This is a genomic window from Mycobacterium sp., assembly GCF_049280035.1.
Classification (GTDB): Bacteria; Actinomycetota; Actinomycetes; order Mycobacteriales; family Mycobacteriaceae; genus Mycobacterium.
On record NZ_JBAPPI010000529.1, the window covers coordinates 1 to 2139 of the forward strand.

The following is a 2139-nucleotide window of genomic DNA, read 5'->3' on the forward strand; positions in this document are numbered from 1 at the left end:
GCGGGAATGCCGGCCGCGCGGCGCGGACGTGGGGTGGCCAGCGAGATCGCGCTGGCCCGGCGGGACTCGCCCGCGCGGGGTAACCGGCATCTCGGCTTCGCCAAGGCCTTGGTGCACGAGATGCCGCACACCCTGGCCGCGTTGGAGGCCGGCGTGTTGACCGAATGGCGGGCCACCCTGATCGTGCGCGAAAGCGCGTGCCTAGACGTTGAAGACCGGCGCGTTTTGGATGCCGAGTTATGCGCCGACCCGGCCGGCCTGGACGGGATGGGTGACGCGCGGGTCGCGGCGGCGGCCAAGACGATCGCGTATCGACTGGATCCGCACGCGGTGGTCGACCGGGCCGCCAAAGCCGAAGCCGAGCGCACGGTGACCATTCGGCCCGCACCCGACACGATGACGTATCTGACCGCGCTGTTGCCCGTGACGCAAGGCGTGTCGGTGTATGCGGCGCTGCGACGGGAGGCCGATATGTGCGCCGACGGGCGTGCACGGGGCCAGGCGATGGCCGACACGCTGGTCGAGCGGGTCACCGGCCGCAGCGCGGCGGCGGCCACGCCGATCGCGGTGAACCTGGTGTTATCGGACGAAACTCTGTTGGGCGATTGCGACGCGCCTGCAGAGATCGGCGGCTACGGCCCCATCCCGGCGGCCGTCGCCCGCAGATTGGTCTCGGGCGCTGTCACCGATGCACGATCGCGGGCCACGCTGCGCCGGCTCTACGCTCATCCGGGCTCCGCGGCACTGGTGGCAATGGAGTCACGGGCCCGGCTGTTTCCCCGCGGGTTGGCCGCCTTCATCGGGCTACGGGATCAGCGCTGCCGCACGCCCTACTGCGACGCGCCGATCCGCCATCGCGACCATGCACGACCATGGGCCCGCGGCGGCGCGACAAGCGCGGGCAACGGGTTAGGGCAATGCGAGCGATGCAACTACGTCAAAGAAGTCGCCGGCTGGCACGTCGAACCGAGTGTCGACGAAACCCACAGGCACACAGCGGAATTCATCACTCCGACGGGTGCACAGTATCGCTCGGGCGCGCCTCCGCTGCCGAGAGCGCCGGTGCGAATGGAAATTAGTGAGGTCGAAATCGCCGTGGGGATCGCAATCTCGGACTTGCACGCTGCTTAGATAGCTGCTGGCCCCCGCATTGCGCAACGAGTACCGTATTAGCGCGGACGAGTTGGCTGGGCGGCCGCGGCTCGCACTGGTTCAGTAGTGAGTCGAGGAAAGTCCGGACTTCACAGAGCAGGGTGATTGCTAACGGCAATCCGAGGTGACTCGCGGGAAAGTGCCACAGAAAACAAACCGCTACCTGGTAGTAAGGGTGAAACGGTGCGGTAAGAGCGCACCAGCATTCCGGGTGACCGGAATGGCTTGGCAAACCCCACCCGAAGCAAGGCCAAGAAGACCGCACCACGGTGCGGTCGCGCAGGCGCTAGAGGGTTGCTCGCCCGAGCCTGCGGGTAGGCCGCTCGAGGCACCCGGTGACGGTGTGTCCAGATGGATGGTCGCCCCCGCATGATGCGGAACAGAATCCGGCTTACAGGCCAACTCGCCCGCCCCAGGCCTGTAGCCTGCATGTTCAGCTAGTGGAACCGCTTTCCGTCCGCAGCCGTCCGCAGTAGATTCAGCGCCGAGTACCGAATCAATCGCATCCCATGTAGCTGTTCGGCGATGACCGAATTATCCGAGTCGTGCGTCGCGCAGAGCTTCCCAGCGTTACTCTTTGCCGATGATCGCGGGCGAGAAGGCGCCTGACTTCACTCTGTATGACCACACCGGTCGGCCTCGGAAACTGTCCACGCTCCTTTCCGACGGCCCGGTTGTGCTGTTCTTCTTCCCATTAGCGTCCTCACCGATCTGTACCGCCCAGGCGTGTTATTTTCGGAACCTAAGCGACGAATTCGCCAGGGTGGGCGCCCAGCGGGTGGGCATCAGCACGGACACCGTCGACAGGCAGGCCCACTTCGCTCAACAACGCTCGTTCGACTATCCGCTGCTCTCCGACGCGGACGGCGTGGTGTCCGAGCTGTTCGGGGTGCACCGAGGCAGGCTCGCCAAGCTGCGTCGATCCGTCGGGGCGCGGGAGGAGACCCGGCGTGGCCGGCACGCTCGGCGCCGCGGCCTGCTGGCCCG

2 protein-coding genes and 1 other RNA gene are annotated in these 2139 nt (G+C 66.7%); all 3 read left to right on the forward strand.

The window, feature by feature from the left end; all coding sequences use genetic code 11:
- The coding region (locus WAN71_RS17220) for an HNH endonuclease (RefSeq protein ID WP_422226491.1) at window positions 1-1131 on the forward strand (1131 nt) is incomplete at its 5' end.
- Between the two features lie 48 nt (window positions 1132-1179).
- An RNA gene (gene rnpB, locus WAN71_RS17225) (RNase P RNA component class A) lies at window positions 1180-1562 on the forward strand.
- Between the two features lie 173 nt (window positions 1563-1735).
- Window positions 1736-2139 (forward strand): peroxiredoxin (locus tag WAN71_RS17230; protein ID WP_422226492.1); only part of this gene is annotated, 404 nt, incomplete at its 3' end.